The organism is Emticicia soli, assembly GCF_037860775.1.
GTDB classification, from domain to species: Bacteria; Bacteroidota; Bacteroidia; order Cytophagales; family Spirosomataceae; genus Emticicia; species Emticicia soli.
Genome location: NZ_JBBEWC010000002.1, coordinates 96,965 through 121,460 on the forward strand (window position 1 = coordinate 96,965; position 24,496 = coordinate 121,460).

Genomic DNA, 24,496 nt, shown 5'->3' on the forward strand with positions numbered 1-24,496 from the left:
TTTGTATAAAAAATATTGAGCTACTTATATAATTAAAGACGAATTGGCCTAGCGTATATAGTATCTATAATTTATACTCAGTTTTGTTAACGAAAGACTACTGATTTTATGGCTATTTATTTGCGTAAATAAATTAAAAGCGAAAAAACTTTATAAGCGCAAAAGGCCGTTAATCATAAAAATAGTTGTGCTTTTTGTTTTAGAAAGAATGAAAACTAAATTTGTAACCTGACTGTTGATACAAAACACATTGAACACTTAAATAGAATTATATTTTAATGGCTAAAATAATAGAAAATCTTACACCACAACAGATTGTACAAGAACTTGACAAGTATATTATCGGCCAGAAAGAGGCGAAAAGGAATGTGGCTATTGCTCTGAGAAACCGCTGGCGAAGAATGAACGCCAATGAGGAAATGCAAGCCGAGATAATACCTAACAATATATTGATGATAGGTACTACCGGGGTAGGAAAAACAGAAATTGCCCGCAGGCTGGCAAAAATTGCTGATGCGCCATTTACAAAGGTAGAGGCTTCGAAGTTTACAGAGGTAGGATATGTGGGGCGTGACTGCGAAAGCATGGTGAGAGACCTTGTGGAGCAGTCGGTAAATATGGTAAGATCCGCCAAAAAAGAAGAAGTAAAAGCAAAGGCTTTGGAAACTGTTGAAGATAACCTTCTGGATATTCTGATTCCGCCTGTGAAAGACAAAAAAGATTTTGGTTTCGCTGTTGAAACTAAAAAACAGGAAGTAGAAGAGTATACCGAGAATCTACTCAACGAAAAGACCCGTGAGGCTTTCAGAGAAAAACTGCGTAATGGCGAGCTTGACCACCGTAAGGTAGAAATTGACGTGCAAGGAAACGGTATGCCTTCAATTGGCGTAATGGGTGGCCCGATTGACGATGTTTCGATGATGAACATTCAGGAAATGATAGGGGGGATGCTGCCTAAAAAAGGCAAAAAACGTAAATTAAGCATTGCTGAAGCAAGAAAAATACTATTAGAGGAAGAAGCCGCCAAATTGATAGACATGGACGAGGTAAAGGAAGAGGCGGTTTGGAAAGCCGAGAATCTGGGTATTATTTTTATTGATGAGATAGATAAAATAGCATCGTCAAGCGGTAAAGGCGGTGGGCCTGATGTAAGCCGTGAAGGTGTGCAACGTGACCTTCTGCCGATTGTAGAGGGTAGCACAGTAAATACAAAACATGGCTCGGTAAAGACTGACCACATTTTGTTTATAGCAGCAGGTGCTTTTCATGTGGCTAAACCTTCTGACCTTATTCCTGAACTACAAGGGCGTTTCCCTATTAGAGTAGAGTTAGAAAGCCTTACTGAAGAGAATTTCTTCCAGATTTTGCAGGCTCCTAAAAATGCACTTACCAAGCAATACGAAGCAATGCTTGAGGCAGAAGGCGTAAGCCTTAGCTTTGATACAGAAGCGTTAAAAGAAATCGCTCGCATTGCGTTTCATGCCAATAGCGAAGTAGAAAACATTGGTGCAAGACGTTTGCAAACGGTAATGAGCCATTTGCTAAACGAAATTATGTTTGATGTGCCTGATAAAATTGGTGCAAATGCCCAGATTGTTATCACTAAAGACTTAGTAAACGAGCGACTGGCTAATCTGGTTAAAAACAAAGATTTAAGTCAGTTTATTCTGTAACAAAATTGGCTTTATAAGCCTGAAAACAACAAAGCCTTATTGGAATATCCGATAAGGCTTTGTTGTTAAATATGGGTTTATTATTTCTTTTTAGCAAAATAATAAAGATAAGAAGGGGTGGTTTGTCCGTCGGGAGTTTCGCTATTGGTAAAATAGCCTTTCCCGTCTTTATCAAAACAAAAACCTTCGCCTTGCGATTCTCTTACGTAAGGTAAAAGCTTATCTCTTGTCCTGCTGAGTGTCTGCTGAATGCTTTCGCCATCTTTACGATACCAGTAATATAATACTTCATAATTACGAATCACGATTTCTTTACCATCGGGCGAAATACCTCCGCTCGTAATAATCTGATAAGGTAAATTCTGGATAAACTGCGCTGTTTGCATTTCGGTAACAGATTGTGGATAAGGCAAACGATAAAGTCTTACATTAAACTCACGCTTTGAAACAATATAAATATCTTTGGTGGCAGGGTCTAGCAAGATACATTCAGCATCACGGCTTCCGTCAGGATACTGAAAACTTATTCTATCATAAGCACTTACGTTTAGCCCTAAAGACTGTGGTTCTACAAAACGATAGATAAAATACGTATTATTATATACTGCAAGATTATCGCCAATATCTGCCAGATAAATATAATTTTTTCCGTCTTCCGGCCCTGGCCCTATAGATATATCTTCCCAGTCTCTATTCGGAAAAGGCATCTGTACAGCACCTTTATACTGGCCTTGGTGCGAAAACAAATAAATTCTGTTCGGATTATCTCCATCTTCCTGAACCCATACGTTTCCGGGCATACTTCGGCTATCACAAACACCCGAGGCTTCGTTGGCTATATTAACAGGCAGGGTAGCAATTGTAGGAGTAGTTTCGTATTCAGGAAGGGCATCAGGTTGTGGGTTGGGGTCGGGCTTATTAAACCAGTCACAGGAGCTTAAGAATAATGAAATAGATAAATAAATAAGTGTTTTTTTCATTCGGCTGTTGGTGAAATTCTCTGCAAAGAAAACGATTCTTGGGCTAAGATATTTGTATTAATAAATATTTAATGCCACTTGGTAAGACATTTTTTATTTTACGGTTAATTAATAATCAATCTTCTGATTTCGGGTTGCTTTTTTGTCAGAATCTATTTTTTTTGCTTTCAATCTCTTTTCTATTGCGGCTCCTGTAGGCTTTGTAGCCAATCTTTTTTTGTTTTCATGCAGTGCTTTTTCCAATGCCTTATAAAACTTCTTGACTGCCAATTCTTTATTCTGTAATTGGCTCCTTTTTTCCTGCGCAGTAATCACTACAATCGATTCTTGAACCAACTGACTTTGCAGCTTTTCAAGCAATCGCTCTTTTTGCACATCTGTTAACAATGTTGAGGTTTGTATATTAAACCTCAATTCTACTTTTGTTTCTACTTTGTTTACATTCTGCCCTCCCGGCCCTCCGCTTCTGGAGGTCGAGAACTCAAATTCGGGCATAAAATCTATATCTTTTATCATTTTATGTCTATTTTTATTTAGTACATGAGCCTATCCTTGTACAACAGTGCCTAGCATTTTAGCCAATTTTTTAATCACATCTTTGAGCTGCATCATTTTTATAAGTATCTGCTCCTGTGTTTCAAACGATTCAGCCCCTATTAATTCGGCTTCTAGTTTGGCCATATCGGCTTCATAACGACTCTTTTTTAGCCTTAATATATTGGTATAAGCCATATCAGACAGTTTATCAGCTTCAAGAGGAACGTATATCTCAAACTTTAGCCAGTTTTCGCTCAGGTGGTGTGGCGTAGACAACCAGTCAATGGCCTGTTTTTGTATCTCTGTATCTATGTGGCTTGTAAAATGCAAGGTTTGTGGAATTTCACCCCTCTGATGAAATTCCCTGCATATACTCAGTATCTTCTGATAAGTCTGATTTTCGAACTGCATATCCCGTATTTCGTTAAAAATATAGTCGGTCAGCGTAAAATCTATGTTATCAACTACATTTCTTTCTAAAACATTGCTACCATAGCAAACCAGCAGGCGTACACACTCTTCTTCATGATATGATAAAACGCTTCGCTCTTTTTGGGGTTCTACATCTACATATGCATAATCCGGCGGTTCGATAGGAGGGAAGTCATCAACCGGAATATTAATATCTGTTAGCGGTTGAACTCGCTGTTGCCTCTGGCGTTCTTTTTCAGAATCATGCGCCTTTTTCTGAAAAATTTTATTGCCTTCAGTAATCAGTATATGTTCATCAATACTTAATAAAGAAGCTACTTCTTTATAAAATACCGAGCGTTTGATAGAATCAGGAATTTTAGAAATAGTCTCAACCAAATCTTTAATTAACTCTGCTCTTCTGATAGGGTCGTTGCCAACATCTTTAAGCGAGATTTCGGTCTTGAACCTAATGAAATCTTTCTGGGTATTTTTTACATAATCTTTAAATGCCTGGCTACCTACTTTTTGCACAAAGCTGTCGGGGTCGTCGCCGTCAGGAAAAACTACTGCTTTTACATTGAGCCCTTCTTCAAGAATAATATCTATCCCACGCAACGAAGCTTTGATACCGGCAGCGTCACCATCGTACAAAACCGTAACGTTAGACGTAAAACGCCTGATTAGCTGAATCTGCTCTTTGGTAAGCGAAGTACCCGACGAGGCAACTACGTTTTCGATACCTGCCTGATTGAGCGAAACCACATCGGTATAACCTTCTACCAGATAGCAGTTTTCTTCTTGCCTGATAGGGTTTTTGGCTTGGGCAATACCATACACAATATAACTCTTATGGTAAACGGCCGTTTCGGGCGAGTTAAGGTACTTAGGTGAGTTGGGGTCTTTGCGCAGAATACGAGCACCAAAGGCAATGGCTTTTCCGGCTACATTATGTATCGGAAAAATCACCCTTCCTCTGAATCTATCAATCGGGTCTTTGCCTTCTTTTATGATACTTAAGCCCGCTTTCTCAAGAATATCAAGCGAAAAGCCATTTTTTAAGGCATGTTTCGTAAAAGTATCCCACCCATCGGGGCTATACCCTAAATCAAATTTACGGATGGTCTGGTGGTTAAAACCTCTTTCTTTAAAATAGCTTTGCCCTATACTTTCGCCTTCAGGGGTTTTCCAGAGTTGGTCCTGATAATATTTATTGGCAAAGTCAAGGGCTATGTATAGACTTTCTTTTTCGTTCTGGGTCTGTTGCTCTTCGCTGGTAACTTCTCTCTCGCTTACCTCAATGCCGTATTTTTTTGCCAGATGCCTGAGCGCCTCAGGATACCCAAGCCCCTCGATATCCATCACAAATCTTACAGAATCTCCGGCTTTACCACATCCAAAACACTTATAGATACCTTTTGATGGTGAAACAGAAAATGAAGGTGTTTTTTCGTTATGAAAAGGACAACAGGCTATCATGTTTGCTCCCCGTTTTTTGAGAGAAACATAATCGCCAACTACCTCTACTATATCGGCAGCCTGAATAATCTGTTGAACTGTATCTTGATCTATCCGCATGAAGCTATTTTTACTAAAAACATTATATTAACGTTTTCAGTCACTAATTTTGGTGCAAAATTAGGAAAACCAATGGAACTTTACACTTTTATTAATTTCGGAGGTATAATCGCTTTTGCTGCTTCGGGTACAATGGCAGCTATGCGGAAAGATTTAGATATTTTCGGGCTTATCGTAATTGCTTTGGTTACCTCAGTAGGTGGCGGGACAATCCGTGATATGCTGATAGGCCATTTTCCGGTAAGATGGATTATGGATTCTTCTATCATTCTATTAATCATTAGTGTTGCCATGATTACTGTGGTTTTCAGAAGCAGAATTGTTCACTTAGATAAAACGCTTACGTTCTTCGATTCGCTTGGCTTAGGCTTTTTTGCGCTCAGAGGTATTCAGGAAGGAATAGCAGTGCAGTTGAACACCCCTTCGTGTATTATTCTAGGAACAATTACTGCTTGCTTTGGTGGCGTAATAAGAGATATTTTGTTGAATGAAATTCCGGCACTTTTCAGAACAGGACAATTATATGCTACAGTTTGTATATTAGGCGGAATATTATTCTTTGTATTGCAGAAAATGCAGTTATCTGCCGGATTAATTGATGTAATTACAATATTATTTATTTTCGGTGTTCGTACGCTGGCAATAAAAAAGAACATTTCTTTGCCAAAAATCAATAAAATGTAAAAACTTGTTGGAAAACTGCTATTTAATACATTTATTTGTATGATGAACCGAAACTACTACTGAAAAGAATTGCTTCCATATCGCTATTGGTATTACTTGTGTGTAATATACTCGGCTCTACATTTGTTATGTTATTAGACAAATGGCACGAGCAGCGTATGGTACAACCAAGTGTATTCTTTGAAGAAAAAGGAGAGCAATTGGTTATGAAAGTTCCGATGGCTATACCTTATCTTAGCAGTTGGAACGAATCAGAAGAAACCGACGGTTTAATTATCTTCAAAGGCGATTTCTTTCGCACTTACGAGCGCAAGTTTGCAAACGACACCCTTTACACTTATTGCAAAAAAGAAAATGCCAGCCGTGAAAACGTGTTTAGTTTACTACAACAAGTGAAAAAGCACGTGAGTGAAGAGCCAACCAGCAACGGTAAAAAAACGCTTAATTTCTTTAAGAATCTCACTAAAGATTATACTCAATTCGGTAATAACACAATTGCTTATTTCTGGGTTGAAGACCTTCCGTTACAGAACTACACATATCTTGAATTTATTCCGGCTTCAACGAGCTTTATACATTCTCCTCCGCCAGATTTGGCTTAAAACAGTTTTTCTTTTCTACAATTTTTATCATACGTGGGCAAAGTATGTACTTTGACACCTGTGGTAAAGATTTATGCTCAAATCAATGCTATTTATTGGCTAATTGCACCGATTTGCCTTAGTGCTTGTATGTATCTTTCAATCAGAAGATATAGATATGCGCCTATCCTATTGTGGCAATATGCTGTTTACGTATTTGGCATAACTGTTTTTTAAACCAAAAATCTATAATTCAACAAAATGAAAGTACTTTACAAGTTTATACTTGTGTTGGTGGGTTGTGTATGCTTTAACACCTATGCCCAAATGCCTCATGATGCTATTTACATGAACAAAAACTCTATTTGTATAGCAACTACTTATGCAAATAGCCAGTGGAGCGAATACTGGGAAAATACTCTTAAACGTGAAAATCTCAACATTGGTACACATACTACCCAGAGCGTAATGCCTATGATTGCCTATGGAATCACCAAAAAATTGAATGTACTTGCCGGCCTACCTTATGTATGGACCAAAACAAGTGCAGGGAATTTAATGGGCCAGAAAGGTTTTCAGGACGCCTCGGTTTGGTTGAAATATAACATGGTTGAGTCAAAAGGAATATCACTACATGGTGTAGTTGGTGGTTCAACACCTGTAAGCAACTATGTGAAAGATTTCTTACCGATGTCGATTGGTATTGGTGCTAAAACCTTGACAGCACGTTTAATAGGTCATTACAAACATACCTCCGGCTTTTATGTTACTGCACACGCAACTTACTATTTGCGTAGCAACATAAAGGTTGATAAAGATGCTTATTTTGCCGACGACCGTATTTATAATACCAACGAGGTAAGAATACCCAATGCAACTGATATGGCTGCGCGTGCCGGGTATTATAAAAAAGGTATTCAGGCAGAAGTTTTTGTTGATAAAAACACTTGTGTAGGTGGCGATTATATCCGTCGTAACGATATGCCGTTTCCAACAAATAATATGAAATCTACAGGTGTAGGGTTTTATGGTAAATTTCAGCCTAAAAACATTGGTTTTACTGTAACTGCAAGACAAGTAGTGGCTGGCGAAAACATGGGCCGTGCTACTACCTTATCGGTAGGATTCTTGTACCAGATAAACTTTAAGACTAAGTCGGCAGACTCGGCTAAAAATTAAAAATTGTAGAAAAGATTAATCACAGAAAATTTGCCTCCCCGAGCAGTTCAGACTAGGGGCCGTAATATGAAAAATATAAAATTATCACTTATTCTTCTTGTTGCATTTAGCTTAGTTGTTTCATCTTGTAACAAAACGCTGGAAGACCCTTTAAGAGAGGCCTATATTCCTGCGAAACTAGATGAAAGAGGCGGTACCTGGAAAACATATATACTTGCAAACTCAGAAGAGATTCCGGTAGCAGAGCCTAAAGCGGCTGGTTCGGCAGAGTATCAGGCAGAAATTGCAAAACTTAAAACTGCGGTTTCTACCATTACGCCTGAAAACAAAAAAGCAGTTGCTTACTGGGGTGCAGGTGCGGTATATCGTTGGAACGAAATTGCCCGTGAATTATCGGCACGTTACAATCTTCCGCCTGCTTCTAATGCAGAAGGAAAATACCCTTTACCTGATGCGGCTAATCCTTTGGCAGACCCTAAGTTTCCGTTTGCAAATCCGCCTTATGTATCTCGTGCTTTGGCATACCTTAGCGTAGCACAATATGATGCCTTGGTAGCTGCCTGGAACTACAAGTATAAATATAACCGTAAGGCTCCATCTAAAACAGATGCTTCGGTTTCAACTTTATTGCCTGTATCTGATTTGCCTTCGTATCCATCAGAAGATGCAGTAGTGGCAGCGGCTTCTTACACTATATTGGTAGCTATGTTTCCGGGCGAAGTGCCTTTGTTAGATGCTAAACTGGCTGAAGCAAAAAATGCACGTACCTGGGGTGGTATGAACGTGGAGTCTGACTTAACTGCGGGCGATGCACTTGGTAAAGCTGTTGCTGCTAAAGTAATGGGCCGAGCAAGAACCGACGGTATGAGCGGTGCTAATAACCAGACCGTAAATGCCGCAGCCATTGCTAATGCTAAAGCACAAGGATTAACATCAGAGTGGTTGAGTCAGGAAATGCCTGCTCGTCCGCCAATGTTGCCAAATTATGGTACGGTTCAGACCTGGAACTTTGACAAAGCTACGATGATAGCTATGCGCCCGGGCCCACCGCCAACATTAGGTAGTGATGAATTTAATAAAGACCTTGATGAACTGAAAAAAATCGATAAAAACCAAACTCGTGAACAAGCGCGTATTGCCAATTACTGGTCTGACGGAGCAGGAAGTTATACTCCTCCGGGACACTGGCACAGAGCTGCCGCTAATTTGTGTTTCCAAAACAAATACAGCGAAATAGCCACTGCACGCACGTTGGCACTGCTTGGTACTGCAGAAATGGATGCCGCCATTGCTTGCTGGGATGTTAAAAACTATTATTACTATCCTCGCCCACAGCAATTTGGATTAAAAACCTCGGTTGGCTTACCAAACTTTCAGTCTTATACCTCAGGGCACTCAACATTCTCGGGGGCTGCTGCTACGGTACTGGCTTCTATCTTCCCGACAGAAGCTGATAAGCTAAAAGCAATGGCTCTGGAAGCATCTAATTCGAGAGTGTATGGCTTGATTCACTACCGCTTTGATTGTCAGGTAGGTTTAGAACACGGCGAAAAAATTGGCGAGTATGCCATTGCACGTGGCAAAGCTGACGGTTCTGGCCTATAAGGCTTACAAAAGTTTATTTTAAGCTTTTTACATTTACTTACTAACGATTATCAATGAAAAAAATATTATATTTTTTCTCATTAGCTATGCTATTGGGAACATTTAGCGCATATTCTCAAGGTTGTATTGCTGTTCGTCACATGGCTAGTGCCACAGGTAACCCAAACAGCCCTGCATCTATGATGAAAAATGGACAGTTTCAGTTTACGGCATCTTATCGTTATTTACATTCGTTCCGCCATTTTGTGGGTACAACCGAGCAAAAAGAACGTATCGAAAAAGGCACGCAGGTTATCAATACTTCGCACGCTTTCGATTTCGGTTTGAGTTATGCGGTTAATCCACGTTTAAGTTTTTCATTAAATGTTCCGTTTATTGATAATTCACGCTCGTCTTTGTATGAGCATTATGGTAACTCAATAGAAGCAAATCCAGAGCAAAAACGCTTTTTTACTTACTCAAAGGGTGTTGGCGATATGCGTGCTTCGGCTACTTATTGGTTGTTTAATCCGGCTACAAGTATCAAAGGAAATCTTGCGATAGGTGTAGGTATTAAAGCGCCAACAGGCGATGCCAACGTACAAGGCGATTTTCATAAGCTTGATAAAAACAAAAAAGATTATATTCTTCGCAAAGCACTTGACCAATCAATGCAGCTAGGCGATAGCGGATGGGGATATAGTATCGAAATTCAGGGCTATCAGTCTTTGTTTAAAAATGCTTCGGTTTACTACAACGGGTTTTATATGTTCAGCCCTAAAACGGTTAACCCTGCTACTAATTTTTCGGTACCTGACCAATTTGCAGGTCGTGCAGGTGTAAGCTACGCATTTTTACCAAAACAAGGAATCTCGTTTGCATTAGGCGGTAGAGTAGAAGGCTTGCCGGCTATTGACCGTATCGGTAGTAGCGAAGGTAACCGTCGTCCGGGTTATATTGTCTCGGTAGAGCCAAGCCTTACGCTTAACACGCATCACCATTCTGTTATTCTGGGTGTTCCTTATGCAGTAGTACGTAACCGTATTAAATCATGGAGCGACATGCAGGACCCAACGGGTAAAAAACATGGCGATGCTGCTTTTGCCGACTATCTGATTACCGCCACGTATGCTTATCGTTTCTGATAATGGCACACATAAAATTACTGAATGAAGATTTACCGGGAATCTCGGGTCTTCTGGCCAATAATCCTCGTACAGCCGCACCGCTATTAAACTTAGCCGAGGTATTGTTGCGTGGCGAGTCTACGCTAACAAGTGGCGAACGAGAATTGATTGCTTCTTACGTTTCGCATCTGAATGATTGCCATTTTTGCCATACTTCTCACGGAGCAGCGGCAGCAGCACATTTAGCTTGTGATTTATCTATAATTGATGACATAAAACAAAATTTTGTCGAAACAAGCATTTCACCTAAGCTAAGGGCTTTGCTCAACATTGCCGCCAAAGTACAAAAAGGCGGTAAAAATGTGTTGGATGCCGATGTGCAAGCAGCCCGGAACGAAGGTGCAACCGACGAAGAAATTCATGATTCGGTATTGATTGCGGCAGCATTTTGTATGTTTAATCGCTATGTTGATGGCTTAGGCACGTGGGCTCCGAAAGAAAACGAGGCTTATCGTGAAATGGGTGAGAAAATGGCCTTTTTAGGTTATAACCGCCCTCGCTAAGCACACAGATTATTCTGTCAGCTTTTCCCTGATTTTTATTTTCATTATCACCTTAATCAGCTAAAAATAGCTGGTAAGGGTTTCTATTGTCTAAAACTATGCCTCATATACCGCTTCCTGACCATCTACCCGGCATTACGGGCTTATTAGAGTTTAGTCAGGATACAGCTGCACCTATTCGTGAATTGACACAAATTTTATTAAGAGGCGAGAGCTCTCTGACCCAAGGCGAAAGAGAACTGATTGCCACTATTGTGTCTCACAATAACGAATGTAAGTTCTGTACCTCGGCGCACACTGCTGCTGCTGATTTGCTATTAGGCGAATCGGAAACCTGCGAAATGGTAAAGCATGATTTAGACAATGCACCCGTAAGTGATAAAATGAAAGCTTTGTTGACAATTGCTAAAATGGTACAAAAAAGCGGAAAGAGTGTTACGCCCGAAGCAATAGCCAATGCTAAAGCGCAAGGTGCAACAGACATGGAAATACATGATACCGTGCTGATAGCGGCTCTTTTCTGCTTATACAACCGCTATGTTGATGGCTTGGCAAGTGTAACGCCAAGCGAGCCCTCATTTTATGAGTATTTGGGTGAAAGAATCGTAAACCACGGCTACACACGTTTGCCTAAAGGTTATGACCACCTGAAGAAAGATTAAAATAAGGGCTACAATTCTAATCCTAGTTTTAACCTGACATTTTAATGAAAAATATTTTTACCTATATATTATTATTTATTTCACTAGGAGCTTTTGCCCAAAAAAGCGTAATAAAGGGCAAAGTAACCGATGCTGAAAACCAAAAACCACTCATTGGCGTTTCGGTTTCTATTAAAGGAAAAGTAGCCGGAACAATCACCAATGCTGATGGTAATTTTGAATTAAGCGTAACTACGCCTGTTACTTTAGTAATCTCAATGGTAGGTTACGAACGCCAGGAAGTAGCAATCACAAACGAAACTGCAATAGATTTTTCGTTAAAACCAAGTGCATCAGACCTGAATCAGGTAGTAGTATCTGCTTCAAGAATTGAAGAGAGTATTCTACGCTCGCCGGTAAGTATCGAAAAAATGGACGCAAGAGCCATTCAACAATCGCCTTCGGCCAATTTTTATGATGCTTTGCTAAACATGAAGTCGCTTGATATTGTAACCAGTGGCTTAACCTACAAACAAATTAACACCCGTGGTTTTAATACAACAGGAAACAGTCGTTTTCTGCAATTGGTTGATGGTGTAGATAATCAGTCGGCCGGACTAGGTTTTGCAATGGGTAACCTTCATGGCCCGCACGATATTGATGTTGAAAGCACAGAGTTGATTCCGGGTGCAGCTTCGGCTTTATATGGCCCAATCGCTTTCAATGGTATGTTGCAAATGCGCACTAAGAACCCGTTTGATTACCAAGGATTAAGCGCACAAGCAAAATTTGGCGTAAATCACCTGAACGATGGAACCGATTTTGGTGCTAAACCTTACTACGATTTAGCTATTCGCTATGCCAAAGCTTTCAAAAATCGTTTTGCATTTAAAGCAAATATTGCTTACCTGACAGGTACAGACTGGTATGCTAACGATTATACTGATATTGATGCAAATACGCCGGTAGCTAACCGTGGCCCCAACAACCCCGGTAGAAATGCAGTAAACATCTATGGTGATGAAGTAGCGCAAACTATCGATAAAGTAGGTAGAGTATCCAGAACCGGTTATGAAGAAAGAGACCTAGCACAATATGGTGTTTATAGCCTTAAACTTAATGGTGCTTTACACTACCGTATTACCGATAATCTGGAAGCTATCTATCAGGCAAACTATAGCCAGGGCATAGCACAATATACTGGTAGTAGCCGTTTTGTTATCAACAATTTCTACATGATGCAGCATCGTCTGGAATTAAAAGGTAGCAATTTCTATGTAAGAGCTTACTCAAACCAAGAAGACTCACAAGATTCGTATAATAGCCGTTCTTTAGGCCAGTTAATTAACCGTATGTGGGTAAAAGACCTTAACGGTAATACTGTTGCGCCGGCACAGGCCGATGCTACGTGGTTTCAACGTTATGGTGCAGCTTTCAATGGTACTATCAATGGCGTAACTGCCCAAAACCATGCAGCGGCCCGTGCTTTTGCCGACCAAGGTCGTATTATGCCGGGTACAGCTGAATTTGAGGCAGCCAGAGATAAACTGATAAAAACTCAGGGTTTAAGCGGTGCTGGTATTTTTAGTCGTTGTGGCTTGAAACACATCGAAGGTATGTATGATTTCAGTGAGCATCTGAAAGTAATAAATGTACAGGTAGGTGCTAACTACAGAAGATACTACCTTGATACACAAGGTACATTGTTTAACGACAAAGACAAAAATCTTACAAACGACGAATACGGTGCGTTTATTCAGGCTTCAAAATCTTTGCTCGATAATAAACTGAAAATCACGCTTTCTGGCCGTTTTGATAAAAACGAAAACTTTCAGGGACGTTTCACTCCTAGAGGTTCAATGGTTTTCTCTCCTAACGATAATCATCATTTCAGAGCATCTTATCAAACAGGTTTCCGTAATCCTGTAATTGGCGACCAATACATCAACCTGAACGTAGGGCCAATCATTATTTTAGGTGGTGCTCAGGTAAACTCACAAGGTACAAACGCTTACGAAAACTCTTTTACAGCAGCTTCGGTTGGTGCATTTGCTGGTGCAGCAGGTGCACAGTTAGGCCAAGGCGTTCCGTTCCCGACAGCAATTGCTAATAACAAAGATAAACTCGTAAAATCTAATGTACCTTATATTCAGCCAGAAAAAGTACAAAGCTTTGAAGTTGGTTACAAAGGTGTGTTCAGCCAAAAAGTATTGTTTGATATTAATTACTACTACAGCCAGTATAAAGATTTTATCATCAATACAGTTGTTATTCGTCCTGATAACCCGGTGCTTTTACCTGATGGCTCAATCAATCCGGCAGCAGCTGGCGATATTTTAGGTAGCAAAACACAGGCATTCCAGTTATATACCAATGCCGCTGACAAAGTTTCGATTCAAGGCATAAGCGCAGGTCTTTCTTATCTGTTCGATAAAGGCTATCGCCTAAATACCAACGCAACCTGGATTGACTTCAATATGTTAGATGCAAATCCGAACAACATTCCGGCGTTTAATACACCAACCTGGAAAACCAATGTAACTTTCAGCAATCCAAAAATTACTGATAAACTAGGCTTTAGTGTGGCATGGCACTGGCAAAGTGCTTTCGATTGGTACGGTACATTTACCTCTTTATTACCGGGCAGAGTTAAGGCTTATAATTTATTAGATGCTCAGGTAAGTTACAAATTACCGGCTATAAAATCTATTATAAAGCTAGGTGCATCAAATCTTACTAATAAGTATATAGTACAAGCGTATGGCTCTCCGGCTGTAGGTGGTCTATACTACCTTAGTTTGAATTTTGATGAATTATTGCGATAAACTCTTTTAGGGATACACTTGTAAGCGTAGGTGTATCCTCACACCATACACATAAAAAATCCGTAGCAATGAAAATTTTAGAATTATTATCTCAAAAACTAAAGTATTGGATTGTACTATTTATCTGTCCGATAGTATTTTCTTGTAGCAGTGATAATAGTGAAGAAATGGTAAATATTCTAGGGCAAATCCACAAAGCCAATTTTAAAAAAGAGAATCCATTTTACCCGGAAGCTGAGCTGGTATTTTTCGATTCAATGGTTGCTGTGAGTAAAAATGAGCCTTATAAAAACTTTATTTCAGAGTTCTATAAGGCCAATTCATATTTAAAAGTAGGCGAAGAAGAAAAATCTGTAGCAATTTTAGAAAGACTTTTGCCAATAGCAATGGCGCAATTTCCGGGTAATGTAGATAAAACATTGGTTAGTCTTGGAATTGCTAATCTGCGATTGGCAGAACGCCAGAATTGTGTCAATAATCATACAACTGAAGCTTGCCTTATTCCGATTGTAAATACAGGTGTACACAAAATAAAAACAGGTTCACGAAGAGCAATTGAGGTCTATAGACAAATTTTATCGAGAAATTCCAGTGACTACGAAGCGAGATGGTTGCTGAATATTTCTTACATGACCTTAGGTGAGTATCCGGCTATGGTACCACCTGAGTTTCTGATTCCGAATCTGGACAAAGATATGTCAGACGTGAGTGTTAAACCTTTTAAAGATGTAGCACCACTTTTGGGCTTAAGTATTAAAAATAAAGCAGGAGGCGAGATAATTGAAGACTTTAATAATGATGGCTACCTGGATATAGTAACCTCAGACTGGGGCTTAGATGGTTCTATGCATTACTTTAAAAATAACGCCAATAATACTTTTACTGATGTTTCTGAAAAATCGGGTTTATCTAAGTTTAAAGGCGGCTTAAACATAATGCAGACCGATTATAACAATGATGGACTGATAGATATTTTTGTGTTGAGAGGAGCATGGATGCCTGACCCTTTTGGCAAACAACCCAACTCGCTTCTGAGAAACAATGGAAACGGAACATTTTCTGATGTAACCATTGATGCAGGCTTATTATCGTTCCACCCATCGCAAGCAGGAGCTTGGACAGATTTTAATAATGATGGTTGGTTAGACCTTTTTATTGGTAACGAGAGTAAGAGCCTAGGAGAAATGCACGGGTGTGAGTTATATATAAACAATAAAAATGGCACCTTTACTAATATAGCAGCAGAAGCAGGTTGTGATGTGAATACATTTATAAAGGGAGTTACTGTTTCTGATTATGATAATGATGGCTGGCAGGATGTTTTTCTTTCGACCTTGCAAGATACTAAAGTATTATTGAGAAATAAGGGTATCCAGAAAAATGGCAAACTGGCATTTGAAGACGTAACCCATAAAGCCGGATTAGGAGAGGTTTTTCGTTTTACATTCCCTACCTGGTTCTGGGATTATGATAATGATGGCTGGCAGGATATTTTTATCTGCGGTTACCAATTTGACCGTTCTTTGAGCAATTCGTTAGCTTCTGACCTGTTAGGTCTGCCAAATTTAGCAAGCAAAATGTATTTATTCAGAAATAACCATGATGGTACTTTCAAAGATGTATCGGTAGAAGCCGGGCTCAACCACAGCATATTTGCTATGGGCGCTAATTTTGGTGATATTGATAATGATGGTTTTCTTGACATGTATCTTGGTACGGGTAATCCGGAATATCAATCGCTTGTTCCGAATAAATTATATAAAAATATTGATGGTAAAAAGTTTGCTGATGTAACAGTATCTGCAAGAGTTGGTAATCTTCAAAAAGGCCATGCGGTAGGTATCTCAGACCTTGATAATGATGGCGACCAGGATATTTTTACAATGATAGGCGGAGCTTATACTGGAGACGCCTACAACAACTCGCTTTATCTGAACCCGGGTCAAAATGATAATCGATGGATTAAGCTAAAACTAGAAGGTAAAACAAGTAATCGCCCAGCTATTGGGGCCAGAATCAAGGTTACATTCAAAGAAAACGGAGTAACACGTTCAGTTTATCAGGACGTAAACTCAGGCGGAAGTTTTGGCTCTTCATCTTTAAGAAGAGAAATAGGCATTGGCCAAGCCACCATGATTGACGAAATAATGATTACCTGGCCGGCTACTAATAAAAAGCAGATTTTTAGAAATATAAAATCTAATCAGTTCCTGAAAATAACAGAGGGTAGCAATTCCTTAGAAGAAATTAGCCTGAAAACCCTTAATTTTGAAGGAAATAATAAAACAATACCGATTTGTGTTACTCCTGTAGCTAAAGTAATTTAAGAGAGTAAAGCACGGTAATTTAAAATTTATGAAAACAAAAAATTCAGTATTGATTAATCCTTTTTCCTCAAAATACAATTTTGAAGAAAAGCTATTCTTTTGGTTGCGTTTCAGCGTATTAGGTTGTTTTGTGGGGCATGGTTTCTGGGGAGTGGTTACAAAAAAAGGCTGGTTACCGTTTTTTAAAGTTTTCTTTATTAATGAGCCCGTTGCTTACAGCTTTATGCCATTGGTAGGTGCAATGGATATTTTGCTGGGTATTATTTTATTTATTTATCCAAACAGAGCATTATTACTATGGGCATCTTTCTGGACAGTTTTTACTGCTATGTTGCGCCCTTCGGCAAGTATGGGTATGTCAGAGTTTTTTGAGCGTGCAGGTAATTACGGCGTACCTATTCTTTTCTTGTTGTTATATAGTTTGCCAACTTCTAGAGAAAAATGGTGGGAAAGGCTAAAACCCCTTGTATCAATATCGTTTCAACAGGCAAACCTTATAGAATGGGTATCACGAATAAGTTTATTCAGCCTATTGGCAGGGCACGGTGGCTTGGCAGTTTTTATGCAGCATCCAACCTTAATGAAAAACATGACTGGAATAGGCTTGCCCATGACCGTTGAAAATCTGCAAGTATTTGGCATTTTCGAGATTGTGTTAGCTTTCTTGGTGTTGCTTAAACCACGTATTCCGGGCTTGTTGATATTTATTTTTCTATATAAGCTAGGCTATGAATTGCTTTTCCCGATTGTAGGAACACCACTAGATATTTTTGAAACAATTGAGCGCATGGGCGACTACGTGTTACCTATTATTCTGTTTGAATATTACCGTTCTAGTTATTATACCCAAACCAAACATCAGTCTTCAATTTCAGGAGTCTGATAAATAAATAACCTAAACCTATGACCTTAACAGTGGAAACAACCCAAAAACAAGATGTTTTATCGGCTAATATCAGAATATTAGCATTTGTACTTTGTATTATTAGCTATGCTTTTGGCGGTACGGTTTCCACGTTGATGTCGGTTTATTTACCTGTGGCAGTACCTGAACTATTGAATGAGAAAGTTTCAGAGGCACGTTTAGGCGAAGTAGGGGCGTATATCAGTGCTATCTCATTATATGGCTGGATGATAGGAGGGATTTTATTTGGCGTGATAAGTGATAAAATCGGGCGTAAAAAAGTATTGGTAATTGTAACAGGCCTGTACGGAGTAGCTACTTTATTGACTGTTTTTGTGCCTAATTGGTACACATTAATGGTTTATCGCTTTTTTTCGGGCATGGGCGTTGGTGGTGTATTATTGGTAACAACTGTCTATATCTCTGAAATATGGGTTGAGAAAACACGACCAATTATTGTAGGTATTCTGGCAGTGGCTTTTCCGGTAGGTATTGTGGCATCAGGTGGTTTGAATGTACTTTTTTCAGAGTGGCGTCAGGCATTCTGGCTAGGGCTCATTCCTATTGTTGTGGCCGTGTTAATTGGTTTATTACTACCAGAGTCTCCAAAATGGAAAGATATACAAAATGCCGGCAAAACATCATCTAATGATTTATTTAATGAAGCTTATCGTCCGAATCTTGTTACAGGCTCACTTATTTTTGGCGCAGTGTTAATTGGTTTATGGGGAATATTCTCGTGGTTACCAACATGGATACAAACCTTGCTACCGGCCGGAGAACTCGGGCAAAAGGAGAGAGGAATAACCATGATGCTTTTAGGAATTGGTGGTATTGTGGGTGGTATCTTATCCGGTTTTTTGATTAAGGCTATCGGAAGTCGTAAAACGCTTATGCTCACATTTGTAGGCTGCATAGGGGCGTGCTGTCTGTTGTTTTTAACTAATAAGAACTTTAGCCCCATTATTTACGCCGAAACCGCCCTGTTATCATTATGTTTCGGTATCAGTCAAGGTTCATTGTCAAGCTATATTCCTGAATTGTTTCCAACAGTTATCAGAGCTACGGCAACAGGCTTTTGTTTTAATGTAGGTCGTTTTTTTACAGCTACTGCCGTGTTTTTTGTAGGCACCTTGGTTAGTGTCTTTGGTGGTTTTGGTAATGCATTACTCGCTTTTTCAATCACCTTTATTGTGGCTTTAAGCATGGCCTATTTTAGCAAGGATAAAGACATAAACTTAATTAACGCATAATTTAAAACTGTTAATCTAATGCCTTTTATTAGTTGTCGCACTATGTAGCAGAAGCATTATGCTACGACCAAATACAATTATATTAAAAGAGAAAACACAATGGCTTATATCAAACTTCCAGAAGAAGAACAACTACCAGGTATCAGAGGCTTAATGGCGTTTCGTCCTGACACGGCTCGTCCGCTCAATGCCTTGGCAGAGGTTTTATTGAGAGACGAAAACAATAGTTTGTCAAGAGGCGACCGAGAAACCATTGCTACCTATGTTTCTTACCTGAACGATTGCGTGTTTTGCCAGAGTGTGCATGGTGCTGCTGCCCAATGTTACTTGGAAGATGACGGTTCTTTGATTGCCAAAATCAAACAAAATTATGAAAAAGCTCCTATTTCAGACAAGCTAAAGGCTTTGTTATCAATAGCCGCTAGTGTACAAAAAGGTGGAAAAAACGTGACGACAAAACAAGTAGAAGCCGCCAGAAATGTAGGTGCCAGCGATAAAGAAGTACACGATGCTGTGCTGATTGCAGCCGCTTTTTGTATGTTCAATCGCTATGTTGATGGTTTAGGTACCTGGGCACCTACCGACCCACAGGTATATGTACCTAGGGGTATCAGAATTGCCGAAGATGGATATGCTAATTTCGATGCAATGAAAAGCATCGGTAAATAATAAAGAAATTGAATCTTAGTATTGATTTAATCATAGGTTGACAATTTATACTCTGTGCATCGATTGATGCGCAGAGTTTCTTCAGATGATTAAGATTTTACCCAAAACAATTTTTTGCTTAAAAAAATATTTTAGTACGTTTTGTTTTTAGTTAAAAAAATCAGACTCTGCATATCTTATAGATGTGCAGAGTTTATTATCAAACAAAAGAATTTTATTAAGTTTGACACATAATACCATTTTATCTTGAAAAGATTCATTGCTATAGGTCTTTTGTTGCTTCTGCTCTACAATATGTTTGGGTTGACTATAGCTATGCTATTTTTTGAAGAAAATTATCGGACAAGCTCGAATATTATTTTTGACGATAAATGGAAAATTATAAAAATACCTACTACTGAAAAAAACGCTCATTATAGAGAAGCAGACGAAGAAAGTCTGGTACGAAGCGGGAATGACTTTTATAATATAATGCACGAGTATTTCGAAAATGATACTCTTTATGTAATTCTGAAGTCGAACCAGAATGCACAGGAACGTTTTTCAGAAATAACCGCCTTGATTCAAGGCACAAATAACCACGATTCAGACTTACCTCAAAGCCCCTTAGCTAAAATAATAAAGCTACTTGGCGATTTACAGAAGATTTACCTTTCAGACCCTTTGCCATTAGACTTAAATAGACAAGTTTCGGAGTTTAATAACCATCCTTTTTATACAGAGCCTCAAAAAACTTATCATCAGGTAATACACCTGCTGCATTCGCCACCTCCTGAATTAACCTAATTTTATATAATAACTCAATGGTATAATAGTCTTCAAAAGAGACTGTTATACCTCTTTCTTATTCAATAAAATTAAGTGTTAATTGAAGCAAGAGTACCACATAGAGGCTCAGGTTAGCCTGTTTTGGTGTGTTTTGCTTCCAAAGTATATTTGCATGAAGTCAATACAATTACTATGCATACTTATGGTGTGCTTTACCCAGGCATTTGCCCAAAAAACAGATTCAGATTCAATCAGAACTAAAAAGTTAGAAGAAATCAATATTCTTGAGCAACGATATAAAAATACTATTGAGCGCCTGCCCTTAACGCAAGGAACTTATCTGTTTGGCGGAAAGAAAAGTGAAGTGATTAATGTTTTAGGAGCCGATGCCAATATAGCCCAAAAAACACCCCGCCAGATATTTGCCAAAGTACCGGGTGTATTTGTGTACGATATGGATGGCACAGGCAACCAAACAAATATATCAACTCGTGGACTTGACCCACACCGTGGTTGGGAATTTAATATTCGTGCCGATGGTATTATTACCAACTCTGATATGTACGCATATCCGGCTAGCCACTTTAGTTTACCGATGGAAGCAATTCAGAGCATTCAACTGGTGCGTGGTACAGGTTCTCTACAATACGGAGCTCAGTTTGGCGGTATGCTGAACTATATCTCTAAACAACCTGATACAACAAAGGCTTTTAACTTCGAAACCATCAACTCGGTTGGGTCTTTCGGGTTGGTAAGTACTTACAATGGCATAAGTGGCAAAGTCGGCAGATTACAATATTATGGCTATTTTTCAAGACGCCACTCTGATGGCTATAGAGATAATTCAAAGAGCGATTATAACGGAGAAGCTGTAGGGCTGATTTACGAGGCATCAAAAAATGTTACATTAAAGGCTGATTTCAAACACTCGAAGTATGTGTATCAGGTGCCAGGGCCTTTGAGTGATAGTATGTTTTATGCGAATCCTCGTCAGGCCACACGTTCTCGTAATTACTTTAATCCGTCTATTTATGTGCCATCTGTTTCTGCTGATTTCCGTTTTGGTGCTCGCACAAAAGCTTCAATTGTAGCATCGGCAGTGTTAGGTGCAAGAAATAGCGTTTTGTTTGATAAACAAGTAAACGTAGTAGATGCAATAGACCCTGTTACCTTGAAATATGCCAATCGTCAGGTTGATATTGATAATTTCAATAGCTATACTGTTGAAGCCCGTTTATTACATAATTACAATTTGGGTAAAGTATCATCTATTTTAGTAACAGGTGTACAAGTGATGAGCAATGACCTGAACCGCCAGCAATTAGGTAAAGGTACAACAGGTACCGACTTTGATTTATCAAAAGAGGGTGATTGGGTACGCGATATGCACCTGAAAACAAAGAATTTTGCTTTTTTTGCTGAAAACCGTTTTGCTATCACATCAAAATTTTCGGTTACACCGGGCATAAGAGTTGAGTTAGGAGAATCGAACCTGTCAGGTAGAATAGCATATTATGACCCTAAAGAATTGCCAACTACCATTTCGCATAAGTTTCCCTTACTTGGCTTAAATGCGAATTATCAGATTAACCAGTCGCAAAATATTTATGCAGGTTTTGCACAGGCTTATCGTCCGGTTGTGTTTAAAGATATTATTCCGTCGGCAACTTACGAGAAAATCGACAAAGACCTGAAAGATGCTTATGGATACAATGCTGAAATTGGTTATAAAGGCAATACCGAGCATTGGAAATGGGATATTAGTGCGTTTCAGATTCTGTACAAAAACCGTATGGGTATGACCTACGGCACCGAAGCCAATGGTGCTTTTTATTATTTAAGAACCAACATCGGCGACTCACGTACAAATGGTATCGAAACTTTTGTTGAGTATGATGCCCGCTTATCATCAAAAGCATCACTTTCTATCTTTACTTCAACTGCTTACATGGATGCTCGTTACCTTGATGCTGCTATAAGAGTAGGAGATAAAAACGTAAGTGTTAAAGACAACAAAGTAGAAAGTACACCAGAGTGGATAAGCCGCAACGGAATAACATTCCGTTATACGAAACTAAGCATTACAGCATTATACAGCTATACAGCCAAAAGCTATGCCGATGCTTTGAATACCGTAAAACCATCGGCTACGGGCGCAGTGGGCTTAGTACCAGAATATGGTTTATTAGATTTAAACGCAACGTATCGTCTTACAAAAGGTATGATTATAAAAGTGAATATTAATAACCTGACAGACAAACAGTACTTCACCAAACGCCCAAGTTTTTATCCGGGGCCAGGGGTTTGGTCGTCTGACGGCAGAAGTGTAAACGTAACGCTTGGGTTAAAGATATAAGCAAAATAAGATATTCGGCCGCCTCGGGGGAGGCGGCTCTTATTCAAAAATAACCTAAATACAATGACCGCTAAACTACGAAAACGTTTGTTCTGGATAGGTGCAATCGGCCTTATCCTACCTGCCTTGTTACAGGCATATCTGCTCATGCCCTTTCCGGGAAGTCAGGATTTAGAAGCTATAAAGCTCACCTACTATCTTGAGAAAATTATTTTGCCTTCAAGAATTATTGGTTTGTTGCTGCTTGCTTATCCTGTATGGTCTTATGTTACACAAGGCACGGTTAAGCAAAAGATTCTGGTAGGAGTCATTGTATTATTAGCCGGAGGCCTTTATTATTTTACTGATATGGCTTACAGAGCCGAGGTAATGTTTAAAGAACCCGAGAAAATTCAGTTTGCTACACAAAAAGACAATAAAATACCCGACAGCCTACTTGTAATGACGGTTGTGAATGGGGGAGTAGCCAAGGCATATCCGGTTAAATTTGTAGGGTATCACCATAAAATACAAGATAACGTGGGCGATAAAGCTGTATTGGTTACTTATTGCACCATGTGCCGCACAGGTTTGGTATTCGACCCCATAGTTGATGGCAAAAAACAGACTTTCCGTTTGGTAGGCGCAAGACACTACAACGCTGTGATTGAAGATGCCGACACTAAATCGTGGTGGTATCAGGCTACGGGCGATGCCGTGGTAGGTAAGCAGGCCGGAAAACAACTGACAATAGTACCATCAGAGCAAATTACTTTGAAATCATTCTTCGATAAATACCCTGAAGGCTTGGTTTTTCAGGCTGATGATAATTTTACGGAAGAGTATGACGTGCTGAAAAACTACGATCGCCACCAGCGCAAAGATGCCGATTCGCTTAAAAATCCTGATAAAGTATGGGACAAAAGTTGGGTAATAGGCGTAAGCCTCGACAACAAAAATAAAGCCTATATCTGGAATAATGTTGTTAAACTAACAACATTGAATGATAAAATAGGTAACACCCCTATAGCCATTGTTGTTGAGCCAGATAATCATTCGTATCATGTGTTTACGAGAACAGTTGATGGGAAAATACTAAACTTTGTGCAAGACCCTTCCGGTTTTAGAGATAGAGAAACCAATAGTTTATGGAACTGGAAAGGAGAAAGTATTGATGGAGAACTGAAAGGAAAAACCTTAAAGACAGTACAGTCTTACCAGGAATACCTGCGTGCATGGAAGCAATTCCATCAGCCGACAGAAATCTGGCCTTAAGACAATAATTAAAGCCGTTTTTTATGCTATGAATTTTTTGCCGACATTCTGGTAGAAAATTCATAGCATTTATGTTTATTCGTAATCTATTCAAAACTAATAATATGGGATATTTTATTGCACCTTATGCAAGTGTGATGGGAGATGTTACACTTGGTGATGATGTTTCGGTATGGTACTCAGCGGTGATTCGGGCTGATGTTGAAAAAATTGTAATAGGAAACCGTACCAATATTCAGGATGGCGCTATACTACACGCCGATTTTGGTGAGCCTACTATTATAGGCGAAAACGTAACTGTCGGCCACGGAGCTATCATACATGGTGCTTCGGTAGGAGACTATTCGCTGATAGGTATGAGAGCTACTATTTTGAATCGAGCTAAAATTGGTAAATATTGTATTATAGGTGCAAATGCGCTTGTAACTGAAGGCACCGAAATACCCGACTACTCGATGGCAGTGGGTACGCCGGCAAGAGTAATTAAAACATTACCACCTGCAGTTGCTGAAAAACTGGCCATGAGCGCCGAACACTATGTGGAAATGGCACATGAGCATAAATCAGGAAAATTCCCCTTGAAAAATAATGAATAAGTGGTA

Annotated in this window: 20 protein-coding genes; 17 read left to right on the forward strand and 3 right to left on the reverse strand. The window is 39.3% G+C overall.

The window, feature by feature from the left end:
• Nucleotides 1-278 precede the first annotated feature (278 nt).
• On the forward strand, nt 279-1,673 hold the full coding sequence (gene hslU, locus WAE64_RS03195; protein ID WP_340234511.1) for an ATP-dependent protease ATPase subunit HslU: 1,395 nt from the start codon (nt 279-281) through the stop codon (nt 1,671-1,673).
• Between the two features lie 80 nt (nt 1,674-1,753).
• Here hslU and WAE64_RS03200 read toward each other — a convergent pair whose 3' ends face one another.
• The 3 genes from WAE64_RS03200 to dnaG form a co-directional block, all read right to left on the reverse strand.
• On the reverse strand, nt 1,754-2,653 hold the full coding sequence (locus WAE64_RS03200) for a PE-PGRS family protein (protein ID WP_340234513.1): 900 nt from the start codon (nt 2,651-2,653) through the stop codon (nt 1,754-1,756).
• A 108-nt stretch (nt 2,654-2,761) separates the two neighbouring features.
• Nucleotides 2,762-3,169 carry an alternative ribosome rescue aminoacyl-tRNA hydrolase ArfB gene (gene arfB / locus WAE64_RS03205; RefSeq protein ID WP_340234518.1) on the reverse strand — a complete coding sequence of 136 codons (408 nt, stop codon included), beginning with the start codon at nt 3,167-3,169 and terminating at the stop codon, nt 2,762-2,764.
• Between the two features lie 30 nt (nt 3,170-3,199).
• Entirely contained in the window at nt 3,200-5,179 is a 1,980-nt protein-coding gene (dnaG, locus tag WAE64_RS03210; protein WP_340234520.1) for a DNA primase, read from the reverse strand.
• Between the two features lie 72 nt (nt 5,180-5,251).
• Between dnaG and WAE64_RS03215 the strand changes: the two genes are divergently transcribed.
• The 16 genes from WAE64_RS03215 (at nt 5,252) to WAE64_RS03290 (ending at nt 24,490) form a co-directional block, all read left to right on the forward strand.
• Nucleotides 5,252-5,863, forward strand: coding sequence for a trimeric intracellular cation channel family protein (locus tag WAE64_RS03215; RefSeq protein ID WP_340234522.1), 612 nt, complete (start codon nt 5,252-5,254; stop codon nt 5,861-5,863).
• Nucleotides 5,864-5,991: 128 nt separating this feature from the next.
• Nucleotides 5,992-6,465, forward strand: coding sequence for a hypothetical protein (locus WAE64_RS03220; protein WP_340234524.1), 474 nt, complete (start codon nt 5,992-5,994; stop codon nt 6,463-6,465).
• Nucleotides 6,466-6,705: 240 nt separating this feature from the next.
• On the forward strand, nt 6,706-7,623 hold the full coding sequence (locus WAE64_RS03225) for a hypothetical protein (protein WP_340234526.1): 918 nt from the start codon (nt 6,706-6,708) through the stop codon (nt 7,621-7,623).
• Nucleotides 7,624-7,689: 66 nt separating this feature from the next.
• Complete coding sequence (locus tag WAE64_RS03230) at nt 7,690-9,228, forward strand: vanadium-dependent haloperoxidase (RefSeq protein WP_340234530.1); 1,539 nt, start codon at nt 7,690-7,692, stop codon at nt 9,226-9,228.
• Nucleotides 9,229-9,281: 53 nt separating this feature from the next.
• Nucleotides 9,282-10,352, forward strand: a complete 1,071-nt coding sequence (locus WAE64_RS03235) for a hypothetical protein (protein ID WP_340234532.1) — start codon at nt 9,282-9,284, stop codon at nt 10,350-10,352.
• A gap of 2 nt (nt 10,353-10,354) precedes the next feature.
• Entirely contained in the window at nt 10,355-10,897 is a 543-nt protein-coding gene (locus tag WAE64_RS03240; RefSeq protein WP_340234534.1) for a carboxymuconolactone decarboxylase family protein, read from the forward strand.
• Nucleotides 10,898-10,995: 98 nt separating this feature from the next.
• On the forward strand, nt 10,996-11,559 hold the full coding sequence (locus tag WAE64_RS03245; protein WP_340234536.1) for a carboxymuconolactone decarboxylase family protein: 564 nt from the start codon (nt 10,996-10,998) through the stop codon (nt 11,557-11,559).
• A gap of 44 nt (nt 11,560-11,603) precedes the next feature.
• Nucleotides 11,604-14,363 (forward strand): TonB-dependent receptor, encoded by a 2,760-nt coding sequence (locus tag WAE64_RS03250; RefSeq protein ID WP_340234538.1) that lies wholly within the window; start codon nt 11,604-11,606, stop codon nt 14,361-14,363.
• A 68-nt stretch (nt 14,364-14,431) separates the two neighbouring features.
• A complete protein-coding gene (locus tag WAE64_RS03255) occupies nt 14,432-16,690 on the forward strand; it encodes a CRTAC1 family protein (RefSeq protein WP_340234543.1) in 2,259 nt (752 codons plus the stop codon).
• Nucleotides 16,691-16,718: 28 nt separating this feature from the next.
• Nucleotides 16,719-17,573: a hypothetical protein gene (locus WAE64_RS03260; protein WP_340234545.1), complete on the forward strand. Its 855-nt coding sequence runs from the start codon at nt 16,719-16,721 to the stop codon at nt 17,571-17,573.
• Nucleotides 17,574-17,593: 20 nt separating this feature from the next.
• Nucleotides 17,594-18,847: an MFS transporter gene (locus tag WAE64_RS03265; protein WP_340234547.1), complete on the forward strand. Its 1,254-nt coding sequence runs from the start codon at nt 17,594-17,596 to the stop codon at nt 18,845-18,847.
• A 99-nt stretch (nt 18,848-18,946) separates the two neighbouring features.
• Nucleotides 18,947-19,516: a carboxymuconolactone decarboxylase family protein gene (locus WAE64_RS03270; protein WP_340234549.1), complete on the forward strand. Its 570-nt coding sequence runs from the start codon at nt 18,947-18,949 to the stop codon at nt 19,514-19,516.
• A gap of 246 nt (nt 19,517-19,762) precedes the next feature.
• Nucleotides 19,763-20,302, forward strand: coding sequence for a hypothetical protein (locus WAE64_RS03275; RefSeq protein ID WP_340234551.1), 540 nt, complete (start codon nt 19,763-19,765; stop codon nt 20,300-20,302).
• A gap of 154 nt (nt 20,303-20,456) precedes the next feature.
• Nucleotides 20,457-22,640: a TonB-dependent receptor family protein gene (locus WAE64_RS03280; protein WP_340234553.1), complete on the forward strand. Its 2,184-nt coding sequence runs from the start codon at nt 20,457-20,459 to the stop codon at nt 22,638-22,640.
• A gap of 63 nt (nt 22,641-22,703) precedes the next feature.
• Complete coding sequence (locus WAE64_RS03285) at nt 22,704-23,894, forward strand: DUF3179 domain-containing (seleno)protein (RefSeq protein WP_340234555.1); 1,191 nt, start codon at nt 22,704-22,706, stop codon at nt 23,892-23,894.
• A 104-nt stretch (nt 23,895-23,998) separates the two neighbouring features.
• Nucleotides 23,999-24,490 carry a gamma carbonic anhydrase family protein gene (locus tag WAE64_RS03290; RefSeq protein ID WP_340234558.1) on the forward strand — a complete coding sequence of 164 codons (492 nt, stop codon included), beginning with the start codon at nt 23,999-24,001 and terminating at the stop codon, nt 24,488-24,490.
• The last annotated feature ends 6 nt before the right edge of the window (nt 24,491-24,496 follow it).

Coding starts and splice junctions, on each gene's coding strand:
- WAE64_RS03260 (WP_340234545.1), top strand. CDS start 16,719: ATGAAAACAAAAAATTCAGTATTGATTAATCCTTTTTCCTCAAAATAC.
- arfB (WP_340234518.1), bottom strand. CDS start 3,169: ATGATAAAAGATATAGATTTTATGCCCGAATTTGAGTTCTCGACCTCC.
- WAE64_RS03255 (WP_340234543.1), top strand. CDS start 14,432: ATGAAAATTTTAGAATTATTATCTCAAAAACTAAAGTATTGGATTGTA.
- dnaG (WP_340234520.1), bottom strand. CDS start 5,179: ATGCGGATAGATCAAGATACAGTTCAACAGATTATTCAGGCTGCCGAT.
- WAE64_RS03270 (WP_340234549.1), top strand. CDS start 18,947: ATGGCTTATATCAAACTTCCAGAAGAAGAACAACTACCAGGTATCAGA.
- WAE64_RS03280 (WP_340234553.1), top strand. CDS start 20,457: ATGAAGTCAATACAATTACTATGCATACTTATGGTGTGCTTTACCCAG.
- WAE64_RS03215 (WP_340234522.1), top strand. CDS start 5,252: ATGGAACTTTACACTTTTATTAATTTCGGAGGTATAATCGCTTTTGCT.
- WAE64_RS03250 (WP_340234538.1), top strand. CDS start 11,604: ATGAAAAATATTTTTACCTATATATTATTATTTATTTCACTAGGAGCT.
- WAE64_RS03220 (WP_340234524.1), top strand. CDS start 5,992: ATGTTATTAGACAAATGGCACGAGCAGCGTATGGTACAACCAAGTGTA.
- WAE64_RS03235 (WP_340234532.1), top strand. CDS start 9,282: ATGAAAAAAATATTATATTTTTTCTCATTAGCTATGCTATTGGGAACA.
- WAE64_RS03245 (WP_340234536.1), top strand. CDS start 10,996: ATGCCTCATATACCGCTTCCTGACCATCTACCCGGCATTACGGGCTTA.
- WAE64_RS03265 (WP_340234547.1), top strand. CDS start 17,594: ATGACCTTAACAGTGGAAACAACCCAAAAACAAGATGTTTTATCGGCT.
- WAE64_RS03285 (WP_340234555.1), top strand. CDS start 22,704: ATGACCGCTAAACTACGAAAACGTTTGTTCTGGATAGGTGCAATCGGC.
- WAE64_RS03240 (WP_340234534.1), top strand. CDS start 10,355: ATGGCACACATAAAATTACTGAATGAAGATTTACCGGGAATCTCGGGT.
- WAE64_RS03290 (WP_340234558.1), top strand. CDS start 23,999: ATGGGATATTTTATTGCACCTTATGCAAGTGTGATGGGAGATGTTACA.
- WAE64_RS03230 (WP_340234530.1), top strand. CDS start 7,690: ATGAAAAATATAAAATTATCACTTATTCTTCTTGTTGCATTTAGCTTA.
- hslU (WP_340234511.1), top strand. CDS start 279: ATGGCTAAAATAATAGAAAATCTTACACCACAACAGATTGTACAAGAA.
- WAE64_RS03225 (WP_340234526.1), top strand. CDS start 6,706: ATGAAAGTACTTTACAAGTTTATACTTGTGTTGGTGGGTTGTGTATGC.
- WAE64_RS03200 (WP_340234513.1), bottom strand. CDS start 2,653: ATGAAAAAAACACTTATTTATTTATCTATTTCATTATTCTTAAGCTCC.